This is a genomic window from Roseofilum acuticapitatum BLCC-M154 (assembly GCF_030068475.1).
Taxonomy (GTDB): Bacteria; Cyanobacteriota; Cyanobacteriia; order Cyanobacteriales; family Desertifilaceae; genus Roseofilum; species Roseofilum acuticapitatum.
Window position 1 is genome coordinate 109,767 of record NZ_JAQOSP010000063.1, and the last position, 19,469, is coordinate 129,235.

Sequence of the window (19,469 nt, forward strand, 5' to 3'; positions counted from 1 at the left end):
TGGCTTTAATCTGCCATTAAAACCTTGGTGGTGGATTGCCCTAACTTATTCAACCGAGACATTAAGGTGCTATTCAAGGCTGCGAAAATGGCCCATTGAGCTAAGAGGGAAAAGGCAAAGGGCAAGATTAAGGTTGGGGCCGTTTGTTCGAGGGCAAACCAACTGCCTCCGAATACGGAGAACATCCACCAACTGGCTGAGGTTTGGGGGTTGATTTCTAAGGTGGCGACAATGATTAGGGGTAAGACTAATACTGTAATGACTAAAGATCCGGCGATCGCCGTCCGGTTTTTAGAGCGGTTGAGTAAACTCAGTTGGATGATGACTCCATAAATGAGTATCAGATTAGCTGAGAGGATCAAAGAGAAAATTGCCCCCATTTTTTCGGCGTTGGGTAAGCGAGCGATCGCCCAAAAACTCCAAATAGCTGTAACGATCAGCACTTGCAGGGCGATCGCCCCCACCGCAGGACTCTTTTCACCCCAGAGCAAATCCCGAATTAACCTTCGATTTTCCCTAGACTGTTGATGGCGATATCTCGCCCAATCTAGACAATTTTGCCGCTCTGGAGTCACCATAAAACTGGTGAACAAAATGACTATCAAATTAAACACGCTCAGGGAAAACAGCATGTGCAATCCTTGCTCAGGGTAATCTAAGCCTATCGGCAGCATAAACCCCAATAACCACACCTGAAGCAGTGCCACCATCCCATAGCTTTGAGCTTTGCTCATTCTTGTACCTAGGGGATTTTGGTAAACTCGATTGACAATAGAGGCAATCCCATAAGCGATCGCCACACCCGTGGCGATCGTTAATCCATAACCCACCCAAGCCGAAGATAGAGGAAACGTAAACCAATACTCCTTAATATATTCTGCACTACCCAAAACATACTGATCCAAGCACCAATTCACCCCCTGCAAATAATAAGGCATCACCATTAAACTGATGACACTAGAGCTACCTGCACGAGCTTGTTCCCCCATCTTATCGTTACCCATGAGGCCAACCAAGAGGGCAAAGGCGAAACACACCCCACATCCCAATCCCCACAGGCTATAGAGAGCTAAAAGGCTCACAAAAGAATACTCCTGTAGAGCAGCGAAAGCATGGAGAGGTAAACACAGCACGGTAAAGACGTAAACAATAATAGGAACGCCCAACACCTTACCCCATAAGACTTTTTCACTCTCTTGAGGACTGAAGCGAATAAAATTCAGAGTCCCTTTGCTCACCTCTTTGGCCATATCACTGGTCAATAAAAAGACTCCACATACCCATAAAGTCAAAGGGATAATCCAACCCAGGGAATCAAAAATAACTGACCAGGCAAACTCCTGACCGATATAATCAGATTCTGCTGCTATCAGGATCAGAAGACCTTGCAAAAGCACGGCTGCTCCCAACGCTAAAAATAGGGGAGCGGGTTTGAGCCTCCCTTTTAGCTCCCTTAATAATTGGGGATTCCAGTCCCCAATTCGATTAAATACTGAATTCATAGTTGAAGACGCTCCTAAACGGTCTCTAGGATTAATATCTTTGAACCAGTTGAGATATGCTCTCAAGACTACAGGCTACGAAAATGACCATAGCTATACTAGAGCAATGATAACATTCTCAATCTTCTCCCACCTGATAGCCAAACTGGGACAAACGAGCGCGAGATTGTCGCCATTTCGGTCTAACTTTAACAAATAATTCCAGATAAACTTGGCCTAAAATCAATTTTTGCATCTGTTCCCGTGCTGCTGTGCCAATGCTTTTGAGCATCGATCCCTTTTTGCCAATCAGAATCGCTTTTTGAGAGTCCCGTTCTACATTAATGGCCGCAAAAACGCGAGTAATTTTCTCCGTTTCTTCCACCCGCTCAATTTCGACTGCCACGGAATGGGGCACTTCTTGGCGAGTCAGCAGTAAAATTTGTTCCCGGATTAATTCGCCCATAATAAAGCGTTCTGGCTGGTCAGTGACCAAATCGGGGGGATAATAGTAGGGGCCAGGGTCGAGATTATCCGCCAGTAGGGTTTGTAGGGAGTCTAATCCCTCACCGGTGAGGGCAGAAAATTTCAGGGTAGGCCACTGGTGAGCTTGGGCCAGTTGGGCATAGCTTCGATCGATCGCCTCAAAGTCCTCCGGTTGTTGATCTGCCTTATTGAGTCCGAGAATAATGGGTAGCTTAACGGAGGACAGTAAATCAACAATATAGCGATCGCCCCCTCCCGCAGCCACCCCACTATCGACCACAAATAACACCACATCTACCGATTTAATGGCCAACTTTGCATTTTCCACCAACACCTTCCCCAACTCATGGTGGGGTTTATGAATTCCAGGAGTATCTACAAAAATAAATTGAGCCGATGAAGTCGTCAGAATTCCCCGCAAGCGGTTGCGTGTGGTTTGAGCAACCGGTGAAGTAATCGCAATTTTTTGTCCAACCAACTCATTCATAATGGTGGACTTACCCACATTGGGACGGCCAATAATGCCCACAAACCCAGACTTAAAGCCAGGAGGGGGTTCTGGAATTATATTAAAGGATAAAGCAGAAGAATCGTAGAGAGCTTCAGATTGGGGATCAAGAGAATCAGTCATGGAGGATCGTAAGTCAGGAATTAACAAAGATTAAGTCAAGTTGACGTTATGGAACTTTCAGAGAATTTAAGTTTAATTTACTCCTGTAAGGGCTAAGTGGCCCTTTGTCTTCATTCACCTTCAAAGCTACGGGAGGACAAGGTTATGGGAAAACGCATTGGTATTTTAACCAGTGGCGGGGACTGTGCAGGTCTCAATGCTGCGATTCGAGCTGTCGTCTATCATGCCACAGGAACCTATGGTTATGAAGTCTTTGGCATTTATCAAGCCACATTGGGGTTATTAGAACGTCCTCCAAAGGCGATCGAATTAAATCGCACTAACATTCGTGGCTTACTGCTCACTGGTGGAACCATACTAGGAACCACCAACAAGGGTGACCCCTTTGCTTATCCGATGCCCGATGGTACATCAATCGATCGCTCAGAAGAAATGATCGAAGGATACCACCAATTGGGTCTCGATGCCCTACTGGTGATCGGTGGCGATGGATCTTTAGCCATTCTGCGAAAACTGGCTAAACAAGGCAATATGAACATTATTGGTATCCCCAAAACCATTGATAATGATATTGGCATTACTGAACGCTCTATTGGTTTTCAAACAGCCGTCAATATTGCAACAGAAGCCCTAGACCGACTCCAGTTTACCGCAGCCAGTCATAATCGGGTCTTAATTCTGGAAGTGATGGGTCGGGATGCCGGTCATATTGCCATTAGTGCCGGAATTGCTGGCGGTGCGGATGTGATCTTAATTCCCGAAATTCCCTACAACATCAATAAGGTTTGCGACCATATTGTTAAGCGTCGAGATATCGGTAAAAATTATTCTCTGGTGATTATCTCCGAAGCGGTAAAAACCATTGATGGCGGAGCGATCACTAATGTGGATGTTCTGGGAGAGCGTCGCTATGGAGGTATTGGTCATTATATTGCCGATAGCATTACCTCTAAAATTGGTGCAGAAACCAGGGTGACGGTGTTAGGTCATACCCAACGAGGAGGTATTCCCGCCGCTACAGACCGCCTGGTGGCTTCTACCTTTGGTGTGGCAGCCGTTGATTTAGTGGCTGAGGATAAATATGATTACATGGTGACTTGGCAAAATCGCCAGGTGGTGAGTGTACCCATTGAAGATGCGATTAAACATTACCAAACGGTTGATGCTGAAGGCACATTAGTCAAAACCGCCAGAGGTTTGGGCATTTGTTTGGGAGATTAACAGGCAAAACAAGGGGCTTGGGGCCCCTTGCTTGATCGATCCGGAAGACTATCAAGGGATTAGGCCATCACCATGCCACCATCAACGTTAAAGACTTGACCGGTAATATAGGCGGCTGCGGGATCGGCAGCAAGGAAACGCACCATTCCTGCAACTTCTTCGGGTTGACCATAGCGACCGAGGGGAATGAGTTTGAGAATTTCGTCTGCGGCTAGGTCTTTGGTCATGTCGGTGGAAATGAAGCCGGGAGCAACAGCGTTAGCGGTGACCCCCCGACTGGCAATTTCTTTGGCGACGGTTTTGGTAAATCCAATGACTCCGGCTTTGGCGGCGCTATAGTTGGCTTGACCGGGGTTTCCCATCAGGCCGGAGACGGAGGCAATGTTGATGATGCGACCTCGACGCTGTTTAAGCATGATTTTACTGACGGCACGGGTACATAAAAAGACTCCGGTTAGGTTGAGGTTGATGACGGCTTGCCAGTCTTCGGGCTTCATTCGTAGGAGTAAACCGTCTCTGGTAATTCCGGCGTTATTGACCAGGACATCAATCTGTCCCCATTGCTCCATGACGGCTTTGACTAGGGTATCCACGGCTTCGGCTTGGGAAACATCGGCTCCCAGGGCGATCGCCTCTCCTCCTTGGTCTTTAATTTGACTGACCACTTCTTCGGCTGCTGTGCTAGAGCTGGCGTAGTTGACCGCAACTTTGGCTCCTTCTGCGGCTAAGGAAACGGCGATCGCCCGACCAATTCCCCTAGAAGCTCCCGTCACTAGGGCTACTCGATCTTGTAATAGATTTCCCATAAACCAGTTCTCCGACTATTTCTTAAGTTAGGCTTAGGGCATTTTGCCTTAGAATGGGGTGAATTGCCTCACTTTTGGAGAATTTAACATGGCCGTTAAAAAGCAATTCAAAAGTTTTTCTGACCTCCTCGCCCAATCTGATGTCCCTGTGTTGGTCGATTTCTATGCCACTTGGTGCGGCCCTTGCCAAATGATGGTTCCCATTTTGGAGCAAGTAAGCGCTCAGATGGGTAAAGCCATCCAAGTGGTGAAGATTGACACAGATAAATACCCCCAACTCGCTTCTGAGTACCAGGTAGAAGCCTTGCCCACCCTGATTCTGTTTAAGCAGGGCAAACCGGTGGATAAAATTGAAGGCGTGATTAAGGCCGAACCCCTGATCGCACGCCTCCAGGCCTTGATTTAAGGGCAGTACAAAAATTTTGCCCAAGGTCTAGCTTTTTTCTAAAAGTTATGTTAGATTGGTGAGAGTGGGTAATAAACGGTTGTGTCCGTCGATTTGCCCAGCTTGCGGGTATAGTTTAGTGGTAAAACCATAGCCTTCCAAGCTATTGATGGGGGTTCGATTCCCCCTACCCGCTTCTTAAGTATCCTGGGTGTATAGAATTTTTACCCCCATCAATAGCATGGGAACCGGCTCCCATGCCTAAAATCTGCCTAAATTCACCATAGCACTCCCCATTGAGGGGGGCAAGTAATAGGCCATGGGGACAGTAGCTCAACTCTGTCGCTGTTGGTCAGTTTGATAGAAACGGTTTTGATATCTCGCTTTCATTACTTGCGCTAGAATTGGTCTGTCAATGCTATTGGGTTAGCTCCATTGGAGGTGCGCCAATAGCAGTTCTAATGCAGTACATTAAAGAACAAGAAAAGCCGTCCTTCTAGGATGGGGTTTTAGACCCATTCTTCTGATAATTCTTCTGTTGGGTCACTGGGTGACCCAACTCAGAAGCTTAAACCTTGAAATTGGCGATAATCCGACTCATGGCTTCTTCGACATTTTCCCGACTGTTGAAGGCGGAGATGCGGAAGTAGCCTTCTCCCGCAGCGCCGAATCCCGATCCGGGAGTGCCAACGACGTAGCATAAGTTGAGTAATTTGTCAAAGAAATCCCAACTGGACAATCCTTGGGGCGTTTTCACCCAAATATAGGGGGCATGAACCCCACCATAAACGGTTAATCCAGCCTCGGAGAGCTTTTGACGGATAATTTGGGCATTTTCCAGGTAAAACTGGATTAAGTCTTTAATTTGGCTTTGTCCTTCTGGGGAATAAACCGCTTCTGCGCCACGCTGGACAATGTAGGAAACGCCGTTAAATTTGGTAGATTGGCGACGATTCCAGAGTTGATGGAGGGTGACTTCTGCTCCATCGGCAGTTTTGGATTTGAGGCTCTTGGGAACGACGGTATAGGCACATCGAGTGCCGGTAAATCCTGCATTTTTGGAGAAGGAACGAAACTCGATCGCACATTCCCTTGCGCCTTCAATTTCATAGATAGAATGGGGCAGTTCCGGGTCGGTAATAAAAGCTTCATAGGCTGCATCAAAGAGAATGACGGAACCATTGGCTTTAGCGTAGTCTACCCAAGCTTTGAGGTCAGCCTTCGATGCAGTTGCCCCTGTGGGATTATTGGGGAAACAGAGATAAATGAGATCTACGGGTTGATCCGGTATTTTAGCGGTAAAGTTATTCTCGGCTGTAATCGGCAGATAGAATAAGCCTCCATATTCGCCTTTATCATTCACTGGCCCCGTATGGCCGGCCATGACATTAGTATCGACATACACGGGATAAACGGGATCGGTGACGGCAATGGTGTTATCCTTACCAAAAATATCGAGAATATTGCCGGTGTCGCATTTCCCGCCATCAGAAACAAAAATTTCCGAGGCATCAATGTCGCATCCCCGTGCTTGGAAATCTTGGCTGGCAATCTTTTCCCGTAACCAACCATACCCCTGTTCTGGGCCATATCCCTTAAATGTAGCGCGATCGCCCATTTCTTCCACCGCCTTAATCATCGCCGTGCGGCAAGCTTCCGGTAGAGGTTCCGTCACATCCCCAATTCCGAGCTTAATAATGGGAGCATCCGGATTAGACTCGGCAAACACCTTCACCCGTCGGGCAATCTCCGGGAACAAATAGCCCGCTTTCAATTTGAGATAATTTTCGTTAATCGTGACCATTGCGGCTCTTCTTAAGACTCTTTCTATCAGCTTAGGCGTAAACCGGTATCATAGGAAGACCATTTATCCAGCCAGAACCAGGGGTTGTTCTGGCAAGAAAGCCAGGACAATTTGCTCAGAAGGCACACCTAGATCGAGCAAATCTTGGGTAATACCCTGTTCTAGCCCATCATATTCGACATAAATACGCTCATTTTCCAGGGTAATGTAGATCAAGTTACCCCGCACTCTACAGCCCTGACTCCAGCCCGTTTGCATCAGGGCATAGCGGTCTTGAGTTTCATCAAACACTGTATCTAGGCGAATTTGCCCGTGAGAAGGGGTTAAGCGCCCATACTGACTAATTACCTGCTTGACTTTATCTCTCAGAGTCGCGGTATCCATTGTTTCACCTCTACAGTTTCTACATCCACAACCAATAGATTGAGCGGCAGGTCTCGGATAACCAATTGGCCAATCGGCTCTTGGAATAGCTCATTGTACACCTGGGTACTCACCGCTAGATAGAGCTGTCTCTCTGGATCAACCTGTGCTAAAAGTAGTCGATACAGCGTATATTGGCCCATAGCTTGTTCAAGTTCAGCAATGGGGGATTTGCCTCGTAGTTCCTTAATCTCGATGGCAATGCGGTACTTATCACGCTCGGCTCCGATAAACTGTCCGGTTATTCCTAAGTCTACAAACAAAAATCGCTCCCCATAGGAGATCACATAGGGATCATCGGTAATTATCCACCCCTCTTTTTGTAGAGCAGCTTTAACCTGAGCGTGAATGGCATCTCTAGAGGGCATTACCTGAAATAACTTTGAGATAATTTTCGTTAATCGTGACCATTGCGGCTTTTCTTGAGACTCTTTCTATCAGCTTAGGCGTAAACCGGTATCATAGGAAGTGCTGTAATCAGAGTGTTGGGTTAAATTACCAGAGCCGATGAATTATCTAGTTGCCGTATTGCGCGATCGCATTCAAGCCGAAGGAGTCTACTGTGCCTTAGAAAAAGGAGGCTTACCCACAAACCAAGTGAACATCTTAGGCAAAGGTTACAAAAGTGCCGATGAGTTTGGCCTAATCAACCCTAACCAAGCTGCTCAAAAACAAGCCCAACTGATGGCGACTTGGTTAGTCCCCTTTGGTTTTTTTGGTGGCGTTACCTTTAGTGTTATTTCTGGCCTCAATACTTTTGCCTGGGCTGGCGAAATCGGCAATCATATTGTGGGCGGACTTTTAGGTGCTGCTTCCGGTGGCTTAGGAGCCTTATTTGTGGGCGGTGGTGTAGGTTTAATTAGTGGTAGTGGCGATGCACTGCCCTATCGCAACCGCTTACAAGAAGGCAAGTATTTAATTGTGGTACAAGGTTCTAGTAGTCTGATTGAACAAGCGACGATTATTATTCGTCCCTTTGAACCAGAAAGTTTACAAGGCTATACTGCGCCTAATCCTTCCTAAAATATGAGAATGCTGAAAGTTATTGCAGCCCATGAAGCACAAGAGCTAATCGCAGAACTGGATATCTATCTCCAGGGGTTTTATCCTGATGAAAGTAATCATTTAGATTCTGTGGATGTTCTCTCTCAAGAGAATGTCCACATGATTGGAGCTTTTGTGGAGGGTGAATTAGCGGGAATTGGTGCAGTTAAAGTATTAGATGATTATGGCGAGATGAAGCGCTTGTATGTTAAGCCGGAGTTTAGAGGTCAAGGGTTAGCTCGGATGCTCATGGGTGAGTTGGAAAAGCATCTGATTAACTTGGGAATGGGTGAGGCAAAGTTAGAAACGGGTATTTATCAAACTGAAGCGATTGCCCTATATCGTAAATTGGGTTATGTGAATTGTCTTCCTTTTGGAGATTATGGCCCAGATCCTTACAGTGTGTATATGGTTAAAAGAATATATCGCTAGTCTAAATGATAGTCATTCCAATTGATTTCTGTACATTGAGATGATTGCATCTAGAGTTATATTCTGTAGGGGTTTTAAGACGCAGATGAATTTAGAGTTGAAGGAGTGCGTAGCGCAGCGTGTTCGCAGGACAAACATCTTGCTCGCTGCCTTTCTGTAGCGAGCGAGACGCTCGCACTCCTTACAGCCGTTAAATACCCGATCGTAGTTCAATGAAACCCCTACAAGATTAGCACTCCGAGAGGGACTTCTGCTCCCCTTCTCCTGCGGGAGAAGGGGCTGGGGGATGAGGGGCAGCCATTGCATAATTCATTATAAATCCTAACTATTCCGATAGGCTTTGGGAGTCATCCCGGTGACTTGTCGGAACTGTTTGCTGAGATGACTATGGCTGCTGAAGCCACAATCTAAGGCAATTTCGATAATGGATCGATCGCCGGATTTGAGGATCTGTTTGGCTCGTTCAATCCGTTGCTGAATTACATATTGATGGGGGGATAGGCCGATGGATTGCTTGAATAAACGGCTAAAATGGAATGGACTCATGTTGAGTAATTGAGCTAGATTTTTCAGTTGAATGGGTTGATCGAGATGGGCATCAATGTAATCTAAAATTCGTTGCAGTTGGCGAGGGGGTAACCCTCCCTCATAAACGGGTAATTGGGGTTGAATAGTGGCATGATGGCGAAGAAAATTGATGGCTAAAACATGGGTCAGGGAATCTAGATACAGGGGGCTGGTTAATTCGGGTTGTTGGGATTCAGCAAGCAGCATTTTGGCGATCGCCTCTAGGGGAGAATGGCGTACCTGAAACTGCGGTATAATTTGCAGGCGATCGCTATCTTGACTCAGAGTTTCCCTCGCCACATCGCGCAAAAAGCGATCGCTCACCTGAAGGCACAAGCAATCTTCCTCCCCTTCCCATCGCACAAACAAAGGGGTATTCGCAGGCGTAATTAACAGATCTCCGGCACGATACAGCCCCCGGTAAGTCTTGCCATCTTGGGACTGCATATACTCAATGGGACGGGGCGAAAGAGAGATAAATAAGCTATGCTCATCCCGGAAATGACAACTCCCTTCCCCAGTAGGGTTCTGGAGTCGGGTAACTTGAACCCTCTCCTGATGCTCAGACCAGTCATGATTTTCAACAGGTGATAGAGCATGATTTTGCATCTTGACGAACCCAGTAAGCGTTGTGTCGATATTATAGTCTACTCGACTGAATTGGCTTCCCGGTTAATCCCCTGCTTCCCTGTACCGACTTTACCCTTTAGCTTTGAGTTAAAATAGGGATCAAGTCGTTAACCCCCTATGCGAGTGACCCCCCTATCCCCCATTGAAGCCGCCCAAGATCGGCAAGCTCATCCAACAATTTCTAGCGTAAATAATACCAAAACCGTGATTCTGGCCGGTGTGGTAGGTAATGCAATTGAATGGTATGACTTTGCCCTTTATGGCTATTTAGCCCCCATTATTTCCCTACTCTTTTTCCCCCATAGTAATGAACTGGTCTCTCTGCTAGAAACCTATGGTGTATTTGCAGCCGGGTTTATTATGCGACCTATTGGGGCAGGAGTTTTCGGTTATATCGGCGATCGCGTCAGTCGCCGTACTGAACTCTTTATTTCCGTCATCTTAATGGCAATTCCCACATTCTGCTTAGGTCTCTTACCCACCTATAACCAGATCGGCATTGCCGCCCCAATCATTTTAATTTTACTCAGATTAGTACAAGGATTATCCGTCGGCGGAGAATTCACTGGATCGATCACCTATTTAGCTGAAACTGCACCCCAAACTCGGCGCGGGTTCACCACCAGCTTTGTCAGTGTTGGGGCTACCACCGGTTTCTTGTTAGGCTTAGGGATAGTGACGCTCCTCACCCATCTCCTCTCTGACACCACCCTATATACCTGGGGGTGGCGCTTACCCTTCTTATTTGGCGGTATCTTAGGATTAATGGGACTCTACATTCGGACCAATCTCCCTGATTCACAAATCTTCGAGGAACACCAGGAAGAAAGGCAAGTTCCCCTACTCAATGCCCTGAGAAAATCCCTATTACCCATGTTGCAAGCCATGTGTTATGCCGGAGGCTATAATTCGGTTTATTACATTATCATCATCTATCTTCCGACCTACTTGGATCGGTTTACGGATATGCCCCGTAGTAGTGTTTTAGCCGTCAATGTAGTTGCCCTGAGTATCATGATCGCCCTGATTCCGCTCTTGGGTTGGGTATCCGATAGTGCCCTACGGCGTAAATCCTTATTATTGTTGGCAATCCTGGGTATGGGATTATTGAGTGTTCCTGGATTTTGGCTGTTGTTGCAACCCAATCATTATGAAGTAGGGTTGGCTCAGATGTTATTGGCGATCGCCATTTCCCCCTTATTGGCTACCTCTCCAGCGATGATGGTAGAACTCTTTCCCACAGAGACTCGCCTGAGTGCCTATTCTATTTCGTATAATCTAGGCGCAAGTATTATGGGGGGAACTTCTCTATTGGTGTGTACCTGGCTGATTAATATCAGTGGGAATATTTATGCCCCTGCCCTTTATTTAATGATCAGTGCTGCGATCGCTGCGATCGCCTTGGCATTTATGAGCGATCGCAGCCGCGAACCCTTACTCTAATAAACCTCATAACGTCCAATTTCCAGCAACCATTCAATTAACCGCAAGATTGTACAAGTATCGCAAGAATAGCAGAGTAGAAACTCCATTGCTTTCCTAAGCTAGAGATGTTGGTATTCAGAGCAAACAATCATGAAACTGGTTATTTTTGGAGCAACGGGTAGTGTCGGTCAGCACGTGGTAAAACAATCTCTAGAAGCAGGATACAGCGTTACCGCCTTTGCTCGCAATCCTAATAAACTGAATATTAAGCACCCTAATCTTAGATTATTTCCCGGAGATGTGATGGATCGGGGAGCCGTCGAACAAGCTGTGCAAGGACAAGATGCCGTCATCTGCACCCTAGGTTCCGGGCAAAAACTCACGGGAACCGTGCGATCGCAGGGAACTCGGCACATTTTGCAAGCCATGAAAAAAACGGGAGTACGACGGTTGATCTGTCAGACGACTCTAGGAGTAGGAGATAGCTGGGGAAGTCTTGATTTTTACTGGAAGTACATCATGTTTGGATTGATCTTGCGGAATGTATTTGCCGATCATGAACGGCAAGAGGAGGATGTGCTACAAAGTGATTTAGATTGGACGATTGTGCGTCCCGGTGCTTTTGTCGAGGGCGATCGCACGGGTGATTATCGTCATGGGTTCCCTGGTACAGATCGGAGTTCAAAATTGCAAATTTCACGGGCAGATGTAGCCGATTTTATCCTCAAGCAAGTCAATGATTCTAACCTCTATCTCCATCAAACCCCCAGCTTATCTTACTAAAATAGTGCATTAGGTTTTCGGGAGTGCGAGCGTCTCGCTCGCTAGGGTACACAACAGCGAGCAAGATGCTCGCACTCCTGTTTGGACAACAGCGAGCAAGATGCTCGCACTCCTGTTTGGTTTTGTAGTAGTGTATAATTATTACACACCAAAGAGATTTACTATGGCACAATCAACCCAATTTTGGGACAAGATCGCCGAAGGTTATGCCCAACAACCGATCGCCGATGAAGCATCCTACCAGAAGAAACTAGAAGTTACTCGTGGCTATTTTCGCCCCGATATGGAAGTGCTGGAAATTGGCTGCGGTACGGGTTCAACCGCTCTCATCCATGCTCCCTATGTCAAACAGATTCGCGCTATTGACTTTTCTGCTCAGATGATTGCGATCGCCCAAGAAAAAGCCGCCAATCAAAACATTACCAATGTCACCTTTGAACAAGCCAGCATTGAGGACTTAAATATTCCCCCCCAAACCTTGGATATGGTCTTGGGTTTAAGTATTTTACATCTCCTAGAAGATAAAGAAGCTACTATTGCCCAAGTTTATCAGATGCTTAAACCTGGCGGACTGTTTGTCACCAGCACAAGTTGCCTCGGAGATTCCATGTTCTGGTTTAAGCTCATTGTTCCCCTATGCAGAATGTTGGGCTTTTTGCCTTTAGTTAAAATTTTTACAATTAAAGAGTTAACAGAAAGCTTAACGAATGCTGGATTAACTATCGATTACCAATGGCAACCCAGCAAAAATAAAGCGGTTTTTATAGTCGCTAAAAAACCCAATTAGGATTCATTTCTAGACAACCTGATGCAACACCTTACCCTCACTCGACCTGATGATTGGCATCTCCATCTGCGCGATGGTGATGCGCTCAAAGCCGTTTTACCTCATACGGTGCGACAGTTTGCCCGTGGGATTATTATGCCCAATTTGAAGCCCCCGGTGCGATCGCTCGCCGATGCTGCGGCTTATCGCGATCGCATTCTAGCAGCCATTCCAGAGGGCAAACAGTTTGAGCCACTCATGACCCTTTATCTCACCGATAATACTCGGCCAGAAGAGATCCTGAAAGCAAAGGATTCGGGGTTTGTAAAAGCCGTCAAATACTACCCCTCCGGTGCAACAACCCATTCAGAATTAGGGGTTACAGATATTGCTAAGTGCGATCGCGTCTTTGAAACCATGGAACAAGTCAACCTCCCCCTACTACTCCACGGAGAAGTCACCGATCCAGACGTAGACATATTCGATCGCGAAAAAGTCTTCATCGAAAAACATTTAATGCCCCTCAGACAGCGCTTTCCCCAACTGCCCGTCGTCCTCGAACACATCACCACCTCTGATGCCGTTGAATATGTCCTCAACACTGACAACATCGGCGCAACTCTTACGCCCCAACATCTCCTCTTTAACCGCAATCGTATCTTCAAAGGCGGTATTAATCCCCACTTTTATTGCTTGCCCATCTTAAAACGAGAAATTCATCGTCAGGCTCTCCTCAAAGCCGCCACCTCCGGCAATCCCAAATTTTTCCTCGGCACAGATAGCGCCCCCCATACCCGCACCAGTAAAGAAAGTTCTTGTGGTTGTGCCGGCTGCTTTTCTGCTCTACATGCTATGGAATTATACGCAGAAGCTTTTGAAAGTGTGAATGCCCTGGATAAACTCGAAGCCTTTGCCAGTTTCTACGGGCCAGATTTTTATCAACTCCCCCGCAATACCGAACAAATTACCTTAACTCAAACTACCTGGACAATTCCCGATGAAGTCCCCTTTACCGAATCAGGATTAGTTCCCTTAAGGGCAGGGCAAAAGATGACCTGGAAAATGCAGCAAAGTTAAAGATCTAGATCGGGCTTTGAGTAGAAATACCAGAAATGATAGAAGCGCGATCGCCATTTGTAGACCTAGATACAGTTATCTTCTCTAGACCAAGTTAAGGTCTACGGAAGCTAATCTTACCGAAAATTTCAGAATTGCATCTTGTTAGTTTTGTTTAATATGAGGATATTAAACCATGTTGAGTTTTTTAAATGACTTAATTTGGGGCAAAATTTTAGTCTTTGTCCTCGTTCCCGTAGGTCTGTATTTCTCCATCCGATCGCGCTTTGTCCAATTTCGCTATTTTGGGCAAATGTTGGGCAATCTTCAAGATACATTTGCCAAAGAAGAAGGCCATCTCAGTTCCTTTCAAGCCCTGGCCTTGAGTGTAGCTGGACGGGTTGGAGGGGGCAATATTGCCGGGGTAGCCGTGGCCATTACCCTAGGGGGCCCTGGGGCTATTTTTTGGATGTGGATCATTGGCATAGTCGGCATGGCTACCAGTTTTTTTGAATGCATGATTGCCCAAGTCTTCAAAACTTCTGAACCTGACGGTTCCTATCGGGGTGGGCCAGCCTATTATATGGAGCGAGGCTTAAAACAACGTTGGATGGCAAGCCTATTTTCGATCCTCTTACTCGCCACATTTGGCTTTGGCTTCAATGCGGTTCAGTCCTATACCGTAGCCACCTCTTTTCAAGAGACCTTTGGGTTAAGTCCCAATATTACCGGTTTTGCCCTGATGGTGGTTCTCGGAGTAATTATTTTTGGGGGAGTCAAGCGCATTGCAGAAGTTGCAGAATACGTTGTTCCATTTATGGCTATGGGGTATTTTCTTCTCGCCTTTTTTGTGATCGTCACCAACTTGGGTGAAATTCCGGCGGTATTTGCCAGCATTATCCAAAGTGCCTTTGGGGTGAAAACGGCGATCGCCGGAGGAGTGGGAAGTACCATTATGTATGGTATCAAACGCGGCTTATTCTCCAATGAAGCCGGTTTAGGGAGCGCTCCCAATGTAGCGGCGATCGCCTATGTCAAACATCCCGTAGAACAGGGCATTATCCAAGCTCTCAGTGTCTTCATCGATACCCTTATCCTCTGTTCCTGCACAGCCTCAGTGATCTTACTCTCTTCTGTCTATGAACCCGGTAACGACGCATTAGGCGGTGTCACCCTTACCCAACAAGCCATGGCTGAACATATGGGTTGGTGGGGTCAAGCCTTTATCACCATTGCCCTCTTCCTGTTTGCCTTTACCTCGATTATTTATAACTACTACTTAGGCGAAAATAGTCTCAACTTCTTCAGCAACGAAAATAAAGTTCTCTTCAATGGGTTTAGAATTCTCACCCTCGCCCTAGTGATCTGGGGTGCAGTCCAAGATCTGGGAACCGTCTTTGGCTTTGCTGATGTCACCATGGGACTCTTAGCCCTGGTGAATTTAGCCGCCTTGTTAATGCTCTCTAATGTAGGGTTTGCTGTCCTCGATGATTATGATCAGCAAATCGAGAATGGAGAAACGCCGGTTTTTGTCGGCAGTCGTTTTGCTAGTCTGGCGATCGATCCTCAAGCCTGGGTTTCTGAAGCCATGAATTCTGGGGGTCTAGAAGCCGCCGATCCAGAGCTTTTATAACTGAGTAATGAGTCATGAGTCATGACTCATTACTCAAAAAACATGCTTTTTACCCATTACCCATTTCCTTACTTGGGTAATGCCCCTTTCGGATAAGCAATCCGCTTATGATTAAACTGTTGCCAAACCCGGACAAAGGTATCGGCAATCACGCCCATTTCCTCGCGTTTCAAGCCCGAATCCACCAACTGATTATCTTGCCATCTGGCTCTGAGGATTTTATTGACCATGGCTAAGGCTTCTTCGTAGGTGGCTTCTTTGAGCGATCGCAACGCTGCCTCACAAGAGTCGGCCAACATCACAATTCCGGTCTCCCGTGACTGGGGAATCGGCCCCGGATAGCGGAAATCCTCCTCATGCACCCTTAAATCCGGGTCACTCTCCGCCATTTGTTTAGCCTGGTAATAGAAAAAGGCAATCAGCATCGAGCCTTGATGTTCGGGAATAAACGCCCGCACGGCCTTGGGTAGGCGATACTGTTTGGCCAACACCAAACCTTCACTCACATGCTTCTTAATAATTTCGGCACTTTTCCAGGGGTCTTGAATTTCATCATGCTTATTGGGGCCACCCATTTGATTTTCAATAAAGCCTAGGGGGTCATGCATCTTACCAATATCATGGTAAAGGGTTCCAGCGCGGACTAACTCACAATTGCCGCCCAGGGTGCGGGTCGCTGCTTCTGCCAGGGTAGACACAAAGAGGGTATGTTGAAACGTTCCCGGAGCTTCAGCCGCTAACCGTTGCAGCAGGGGACGATTGGGGTTAGAAATTTCCGCCAAGCGCACCGGAGTGACCAAATCAAACAAATGTTCAAGATAGGGACTTAATCCCAAAGCGGCAATACTCGAAGCGAGTCCCCCCAACCCTTGCAAAGCCGAACGAGTTAACAGAGGTTGCCAAGTAATTCCCGGAATTGCGGTTTGAATCAGGGTGACTACCAAATAGGTGACGCTTTGGGTCATCCCCACTCCCATTCCCAGAAGAGCGGCTTCTTCCCGCGATCGCATCCGGCCGGCCATGATGGCGGCTAAGATTCCTCCCGCAGCACTAGCCAACCACTGATTCCAAATCACATCCATACCCACGGGCAGTACGGCCGCAATTAGGCTCACAACCGTGGTGGCTAAGGTAGATCCATAGAAGCCACCCAACAATAGGCCGATTCCCGATAAGGCGATCGAAGGGAAATTCAGGCTGACGAGCAAGGGAGAAGTTAAGGTCAGCAAGAGGATCAGAATCCGGTCTCGTTGACGCATTCCCGAATGGACACGCTTTTCGATTAACCAAAAAATGGTTACTGAGCCGCTAATAAGTAGAGCATAAGCAGTTAAGCCCTGCCAATTAATCTGACGTTGACTTAATTCAAAATGGTCGATGAGAACAAATTGCTTATCTGAAATTTTTTCCCCTTTATGAACAATTACGTCATCCTCATTGACCTGATATTCAATGGGGGGGAAAGCCTCAGCCGCTTTTTCTGCTAGGCGGTTGGCCTCTTCTTTATCATGAATCAGATTATGTTGTCCTTTCAGAATCATGTGTAAAGTATCTGAGGCAAACTTTTGGGTTTCTGGGGGAACCCAATCTTGAACTTGCAGGGCGATCGCCTGTTGCAGTTGTCGCTCTGGTAATCCTTCGGCCAGACCTTGGGTTAATATCCGCTCTAGACTTTGCTTAATACCGGTTTGAGTTTCCTCCCAAGTGGTCTCACTCCAATCAAATAAAGCTGGAGTATACAAAGAGGTGTTACTACTGGTTTGTTGGCTTCTCAGCTTCTGTAAAGCAAATTCATAGTTGTTGCGCGATTCTGAAATGATAAGCAGCACATTTGCCCACTCGCTCTCAGAACTCTGTTGTTTCAGGCTTTGCAATTGAGCGATCGCCCCCTGAAGTTGGGGATTAAGCACCAGAGGATATTGCACATCTACCCCAGCACGGTTCGAGTTAGGGGTTTCTTCTGGGTCTGTATTTTCCTGGTCTGGAAAGGTTTTCAGGATTTCTGTAATCTGTTGCCATTCACTATCAGAGAGTTGGCGTAAATAGCGCTGGGTTTCCAGGGGCAAAAGCGACTCATCCACATAAGGAAATGCTCCCGTTTGCGATCGCAAAGACTCTCCTTGACTCAATGCACTGTCGAGGGTTGTTTTGAGTTCTTGGTTTAACTCTAAATTAATTTTCAGGACAGTATAGGAACCATTACGGAGTTGTTTTCTCCGGTTTTCCGTCTCCTTTGCATCAACTACTGTTTCTGCACGAGGGGCCGTAATAGTTGTTGGGGCGAAGGTTCCCGGTCTGAGTTGGGGAGTGCTATAAAAGCGGTAACCGAAAGAGCTGGTGACTGAGGCCACTGCAACCACAAAGAAAGCCGTTGGTGGAATTTTCTTCACTGAGTTTTGGCTAGAGCGGCTTTGGGTGGTATTGGCAACATGATTCCCTGATGATTTCGGGGAAGGGGAAACGGTTTTGTATCCAGGTTGGCGTTGTTCGGGAGAATTGGTGATGTACATGCGCCACCATTGGTCTACCCGTTTACTTAGTGCTTGCAAAGATTTCATTGTGGCACCCAACTCAAAGAAGGCTACAGGGTTTTTGATCGGGTCTGATTCAAGAACCCGGATAATACTCAGGGCGGGTTTGGTTTAAGCTGTCGTTTTTCCACTCCCTCTTAGGAATTAGGAGAATTTAGCACAGGGATGATGCTTCCTCATCTAGACTATCTTAGCGTGACCCGATCGCTTGTGGATCGCTGTTGGGTTTTTGGGGGATATGACAGCTTTATTCCGGGTTACGGATGACCCAATCTGCTCCTGACCAACTGGCGAGCAGATGGGCGCTCAGGGTATTTAATTGTCCGATCCCGTGGGGCCAAGGAGTGTGGGGGTCTTTAATTTTATGATCTAGGAAGACTTGCCAAGGTAGGGGAATCCCTAAACGGGTTTGGTGGGTTCCGCAGAGGGTGGCAGCAATGCGGGAACTCAGGGAGGGGTGTGAGCAGGTTTTCTGGGCTAGGGCGATCGCCCCTGGAAAGGAGTAGGAACTCTTGACAAAGGTCTGTAAACCCTCGATCAAGGGCGAGTCAAGGGGAAAGTCATCTAAGGCATAGTGGCTGAAGTGGGCTAAGTGCGATCGCCCATAAGCGATTAAATCCCTTGGACTCACATAGCCTTCAACGAGGGCACTGAGGCTGATGGCAAGGAGTAATCCTGGGGTATGCCATTCTGAAGATAGCTGATAATGATTGGCGATCGCCCTCCAACCATCCACCAAGGAGTCGAGATCCTCATGGAAATAGAGGGAGATGGGCAAAATCAGCCCAGTAACCTCCCAAGGTTGAGCCACCGGTAGATTCTGGGGTCTTAAAGTGCCCTGTTGAATCAACTGTTGGCATCCGCAAACGACCAATTTTGACCAAACTGAATCTGAAAGGGGGGAGGAAAAATCGGCGATCGCCGCTCCCCAAAGTGCCCCCTGAAACCGACTAGATAAGGTAGAGGTCATATCCATCCAAGACGTAAACCCTTTTGATTGAAAAGGGCCGAGTGAAACCCGTCACTCAGCCCCATAGAGATACTTAACCCAGACTTAGGGCTAGGGGTTTAGTCCTCATAAATACGGCATTCAGCCGCATCTGGATTACTATCGCAATATTGTTCAAACCCACTTTTAGGCTTGATTTGTTCTTGGTGAGAAGCTTCAGCTTGCAGTTCTTCGACTGCATCCCAAGCCGCAGCACATTGAGCCGAGTCAGCCCCTTGTGCATCACAAACAGCACGAGCTTCAGTTAACTCTTGGTCAATTTTCGATTTGATGTCGTTGGTCATAAGATAGGGTTTTAGATGTTCAGTAATTGTTCTTCAAAGGATAAGTTAAACCACTCTGCCCGTTTCTGCATT

The 19,469-nt window shown here is 47.0% G+C and carries 19 protein-coding genes and 1 tRNA gene; 10 read left to right on the forward strand and 10 right to left on the reverse strand.

Annotation, left to right across the window (positions count from 1 at the left end; translation table 11 throughout):
* Positions 1–5: 5 nt before the first annotated feature.
* Complete coding sequence (locus tag PMG71_RS09130; protein WP_283753359.1) at positions 6–1,502, reverse strand: hypothetical protein; 1,497 nt, start codon at positions 1,500–1,502, stop codon at positions 6–8.
* A 118-nt stretch (positions 1,503–1,620) separates the two neighbouring features.
* A complete protein-coding gene (era, locus tag PMG71_RS09135; protein WP_283753360.1) occupies positions 1,621–2,598 on the reverse strand; it encodes a GTPase Era in 978 nt (325 codons plus the stop codon).
* Between the two features lie 144 nt (positions 2,599–2,742).
* Between era and PMG71_RS09140 the strand changes: the two genes are divergently transcribed.
* Positions 2,743–3,819, forward strand: a complete 1,077-nt coding sequence (locus PMG71_RS09140) for an ATP-dependent 6-phosphofructokinase (RefSeq protein WP_283753361.1) — start codon at positions 2,743–2,745, stop codon at positions 3,817–3,819.
* A 59-nt stretch (positions 3,820–3,878) separates the two neighbouring features.
* Here PMG71_RS09140 and fabG read toward each other — a convergent pair whose 3' ends face one another.
* Positions 3,879–4,625, reverse strand: a complete 747-nt coding sequence (gene fabG, locus PMG71_RS09145) for a 3-oxoacyl-[acyl-carrier-protein] reductase (RefSeq protein ID WP_283753362.1) — start codon at positions 4,623–4,625, stop codon at positions 3,879–3,881.
* Positions 4,626–4,713: 88 nt separating this feature from the next.
* Between fabG and trxA the strand changes: the two genes are divergently transcribed.
* Together trxA and PMG71_RS09155 are read left to right on the forward strand one after the other, a co-directional pair.
* A complete protein-coding gene (gene trxA, locus PMG71_RS09150) occupies positions 4,714–5,031 on the forward strand; it encodes a thioredoxin (protein ID WP_283753363.1) in 318 nt (105 codons plus the stop codon).
* Between the two features lie 104 nt (positions 5,032–5,135).
* Positions 5,136–5,206 (forward strand) — tRNA-Gly (locus PMG71_RS09155).
* Between the two features lie 372 nt (positions 5,207–5,578).
* Here the strand turns inward: PMG71_RS09155 and PMG71_RS09160 are convergent.
* From PMG71_RS09160 to PMG71_RS09170, 3 genes are all read right to left on the reverse strand, one after another.
* Positions 5,579–6,814, reverse strand: coding sequence for an LL-diaminopimelate aminotransferase (locus tag PMG71_RS09160; protein ID WP_283753364.1), 1,236 nt, complete (start codon positions 6,812–6,814; stop codon positions 5,579–5,581).
* Between the two features lie 63 nt (positions 6,815–6,877).
* Positions 6,878–7,198 (reverse strand): element excision factor XisI family protein, encoded by a 321-nt coding sequence (locus PMG71_RS09165; protein WP_283753365.1) that lies wholly within the window; start codon positions 7,196–7,198, stop codon positions 6,878–6,880.
* Complete coding sequence (locus PMG71_RS09170; RefSeq protein WP_283753366.1) at positions 7,180–7,605, reverse strand: XisH family protein; 426 nt, start codon at positions 7,603–7,605, stop codon at positions 7,180–7,182. Before PMG71_RS09170 ends, PMG71_RS09165 begins: the two co-directional genes overlap by 19 nt.
* Positions 7,606–7,744: 139 nt before the next feature.
* On the opposite strand from PMG71_RS09170, the gene PMG71_RS09175 reads away from it, so the two are divergent.
* Positions 7,745–8,260, forward strand: coding sequence for a hypothetical protein (locus PMG71_RS09175; RefSeq protein WP_283753367.1), 516 nt, complete (start codon positions 7,745–7,747; stop codon positions 8,258–8,260).
* 9 nt (positions 8,261–8,269) lie between these two features.
* Complete coding sequence (locus PMG71_RS09180) at positions 8,270–8,713, forward strand: GNAT family N-acetyltransferase (protein WP_283753368.1); 444 nt, start codon at positions 8,270–8,272, stop codon at positions 8,711–8,713.
* A gap of 321 nt (positions 8,714–9,034) precedes the next feature.
* Here PMG71_RS09180 and PMG71_RS09185 read toward each other — a convergent pair whose 3' ends face one another.
* On the reverse strand, positions 9,035–9,889 hold the full coding sequence (locus tag PMG71_RS09185; RefSeq protein WP_283753369.1) for an AraC family transcriptional regulator: 855 nt from the start codon (positions 9,887–9,889) through the stop codon (positions 9,035–9,037).
* Between the two features lie 138 nt (positions 9,890–10,027).
* Here PMG71_RS09185 and PMG71_RS09190 point away from each other — a divergent pair, with 138 nt between their 5' ends.
* From PMG71_RS09190 to PMG71_RS09210, 5 genes are all read left to right on the forward strand, one after another.
* Positions 10,028–11,353: an MFS transporter gene (locus PMG71_RS09190; protein ID WP_283753370.1), complete on the forward strand. Its 1,326-nt coding sequence runs from the start codon at positions 10,028–10,030 to the stop codon at positions 11,351–11,353.
* A 132-nt stretch (positions 11,354–11,485) separates the two neighbouring features.
* Positions 11,486–12,118 (forward strand): NAD(P)-dependent oxidoreductase, encoded by a 633-nt coding sequence (locus PMG71_RS09195; RefSeq protein WP_283753371.1) that lies wholly within the window; start codon positions 11,486–11,488, stop codon positions 12,116–12,118.
* 163 nt (positions 12,119–12,281) lie between these two features.
* On the forward strand, positions 12,282–12,905 hold the full coding sequence (locus PMG71_RS09200) for a class I SAM-dependent methyltransferase (protein ID WP_283753372.1): 624 nt from the start codon (positions 12,282–12,284) through the stop codon (positions 12,903–12,905).
* A gap of 21 nt (positions 12,906–12,926) precedes the next feature.
* Positions 12,927–13,961 carry a dihydroorotase gene (pyrC, locus tag PMG71_RS09205; RefSeq protein WP_283753373.1) on the forward strand — a complete coding sequence of 345 codons (1,035 nt, stop codon included), beginning with the start codon at positions 12,927–12,929 and terminating at the stop codon, positions 13,959–13,961.
* Positions 13,962–14,136: 175 nt separating this feature from the next.
* Positions 14,137–15,573, forward strand: a complete 1,437-nt coding sequence (locus tag PMG71_RS09210) for an alanine/glycine:cation symporter family protein (RefSeq protein ID WP_283753374.1) — start codon at positions 14,137–14,139, stop codon at positions 15,571–15,573.
* A 68-nt stretch (positions 15,574–15,641) separates the two neighbouring features.
* Here the strand turns inward: PMG71_RS09210 and PMG71_RS09215 are convergent, their stop codons facing one another.
* The 3 genes from PMG71_RS09215 to PMG71_RS09225 all read right to left on the reverse strand — a co-directional run bounded on the left by PMG71_RS09215 (position 15,642) and on the right by PMG71_RS09225 (position 19,397).
* A complete protein-coding gene (locus PMG71_RS09215; protein WP_283753375.1) occupies positions 15,642–18,131 on the reverse strand; it encodes an HD family phosphohydrolase in 2,490 nt (829 codons plus the stop codon).
* Between the two features lie 220 nt (positions 18,132–18,351).
* The gene (locus PMG71_RS09220; protein ID WP_283753376.1) at positions 18,352–19,074 is read right to left on the reverse strand and encodes a hypothetical protein; all 723 of its coding nucleotides are present in this window, start codon (positions 19,072–19,074) and stop codon (positions 18,352–18,354) included.
* Positions 19,075–19,172: 98 nt separating this feature from the next.
* Positions 19,173–19,397: a Calvin cycle protein CP12 gene (locus PMG71_RS09225; RefSeq protein WP_283753377.1), complete on the reverse strand. Its 225-nt coding sequence runs from the start codon at positions 19,395–19,397 to the stop codon at positions 19,173–19,175.
* Between the last annotated feature and the right edge of the window lie 72 nt (positions 19,398–19,469).

Bases quoted from the DNA above. Each gene is read 5' to 3' on its own strand.
- PMG71_RS09130 (WP_283753359.1), bottom strand. From the start codon at position 1,502: ATGAATTCAGTATTTAATCGAATTGGGGACTGGAATCCCCAATTATTA.
- era (WP_283753360.1), bottom strand. From the start codon at position 2,598: ATGACTGATTCTCTTGATCCCCAATCTGAAGCTCTCTACGATTCTTCT.
- PMG71_RS09140 (WP_283753361.1), top strand. From the start codon at position 2,743: ATGGGAAAACGCATTGGTATTTTAACCAGTGGCGGGGACTGTGCAGGT.
- fabG (WP_283753362.1), bottom strand. From the start codon at position 4,625: ATGGGAAATCTATTACAAGATCGAGTAGCCCTAGTGACGGGAGCTTCT.
- trxA (WP_283753363.1), top strand. From the start codon at position 4,714: ATGGCCGTTAAAAAGCAATTCAAAAGTTTTTCTGACCTCCTCGCCCAA.
- PMG71_RS09160 (WP_283753364.1), bottom strand. From the start codon at position 6,814: ATGGTCACGATTAACGAAAATTATCTCAAATTGAAAGCGGGCTATTTG.
- PMG71_RS09165 (WP_283753365.1), bottom strand. From the start codon at position 7,198: ATGGATACCGCGACTCTGAGAGATAAAGTCAAGCAGGTAATTAGTCAG.
- PMG71_RS09170 (WP_283753366.1), bottom strand. From the start codon at position 7,605: ATGCCCTCTAGAGATGCCATTCACGCTCAGGTTAAAGCTGCTCTACAA.
- PMG71_RS09175 (WP_283753367.1), top strand. From the start codon at position 7,745: ATGAATTATCTAGTTGCCGTATTGCGCGATCGCATTCAAGCCGAAGGA.
- PMG71_RS09180 (WP_283753368.1), top strand. From the start codon at position 8,270: ATGCTGAAAGTTATTGCAGCCCATGAAGCACAAGAGCTAATCGCAGAA.
- PMG71_RS09185 (WP_283753369.1), bottom strand. From the start codon at position 9,889: ATGCAAAATCATGCTCTATCACCTGTTGAAAATCATGACTGGTCTGAG.
- PMG71_RS09190 (WP_283753370.1), top strand. From the start codon at position 10,028: ATGCGAGTGACCCCCCTATCCCCCATTGAAGCCGCCCAAGATCGGCAA.
- PMG71_RS09195 (WP_283753371.1), top strand. From the start codon at position 11,486: ATGAAACTGGTTATTTTTGGAGCAACGGGTAGTGTCGGTCAGCACGTG.
- PMG71_RS09200 (WP_283753372.1), top strand. From the start codon at position 12,282: ATGGCACAATCAACCCAATTTTGGGACAAGATCGCCGAAGGTTATGCC.
- pyrC (WP_283753373.1), top strand. From the start codon at position 12,927: ATGCAACACCTTACCCTCACTCGACCTGATGATTGGCATCTCCATCTG.
- PMG71_RS09210 (WP_283753374.1), top strand. From the start codon at position 14,137: ATGTTGAGTTTTTTAAATGACTTAATTTGGGGCAAAATTTTAGTCTTT.
- PMG71_RS09215 (WP_283753375.1), bottom strand. From the start codon at position 18,131: ATGAAATCTTTGCAAGCACTAAGTAAACGGGTAGACCAATGGTGGCGC.
- PMG71_RS09220 (WP_283753376.1), bottom strand. From the start codon at position 19,074: ATGACCTCTACCTTATCTAGTCGGTTTCAGGGGGCACTTTGGGGAGCG.
- PMG71_RS09225 (WP_283753377.1), bottom strand. From the start codon at position 19,397: ATGACCAACGACATCAAATCGAAAATTGACCAAGAGTTAACTGAAGCT.